This window comes from Devosia psychrophila, from assembly GCF_000971275.1.
Lineage (GTDB): Bacteria > Pseudomonadota > Alphaproteobacteria > Rhizobiales > Devosiaceae > Devosia > Devosia psychrophila.
Genome location: NZ_LAPV01000197.1, coordinates 1 through 1,029 on the forward strand (window position 1 = coordinate 1; position 1,029 = coordinate 1,029).

Here is a 1,029-nt window from a genome sequence, read left to right on the forward strand (position 1 = left end):
CCGGACAATCGCGCGGCCCTGCTCTTTGACGACGTTCTCTGGGTCAAGAAGGCACGCCAAGAGCATGACATCTTCGTTGATGCGTTGCGTGAACGTGGGGTGACCGTCCTCGATTTCGGTACCCTGCTTGGCGAGACGCTTGCCCTTGGCGAAGCACGGCGATGGCTGCTCGACCGGCGGATCAGCGCCGCCTCGATCGGCGAAGACTTGGTCGGCGAGATGCGCAGTTGGCTGGACGAAATGCCGGCCAGCGACCTTGGCCGGTTGCTGATTGGCGGCATCGCTCGTGCCGAGCTTCCCTTCGAGCCTGCAGGTCTGGCCGGGCGGACCATGGAACCACAGGACTTTGTCCTGCCGCCGCTGCCCAACCAGATGTTTACCCGTGATAGCTCATGCTGGATCCACGGCGGCGTGACGATCAACCCGATGTTCTGGCCCGCTCGCCGCCCGGAAGCGACCAATGTCGAGGCCGTTTACCGATTCCATCCCCATTTTCGTGACGCTGAATTCGAAGCCTGGTGGGACGGTTCGGACGGGACCGGCATTGCCACGCTTGAGGGCGGCGACGTCATGCCGGTGGAGAACGGCGTCGTGCTCATCGGCATGGGAGAGCGGACTACGCCGCAGGCGGTGGCGACGCTTGCCAAGCGCCTCTTCGCCAAGGGCGTCGCGACCAGGATCATTGCCGCCCTGATGCCACGCGACCGCTCCTTCATGCACCTCGATACGGTCTTCACTTTTTGCGACCGCGACCTCGTGACCATCTATCCGACTGTTGTCGATCGTATCCGAACTTTCTCGCTCCGCCCCGGCACCGGACCAACGGGCATCGACATAACGGCGGAGAACGAACCGTTCGTCCAGGTCGTCCAAGCGGCGCTTGGCCTCGAACGGCTGCGTGTCGTCGCCACCGGTGGCGACAGCTATGAGGCCGAACGCGAGCAGTGGGACGACGGCAACAACGTGGTCGCCGTCGAGCCTGGCGTCGTCATCGGCTACGATCGCAATGTCTATACCAACACTCTGCTC

General features: G+C 63.4%; 1 protein-coding gene. It reads left to right on the forward strand.

Annotation, left to right across the window (positions count from 1 at the left end):
* Positions 1 to 1,029 (forward strand): arginine deiminase (locus WH91_RS20355; protein WP_046172849.1); only part of this gene is annotated, 1,029 nt, incomplete at both ends.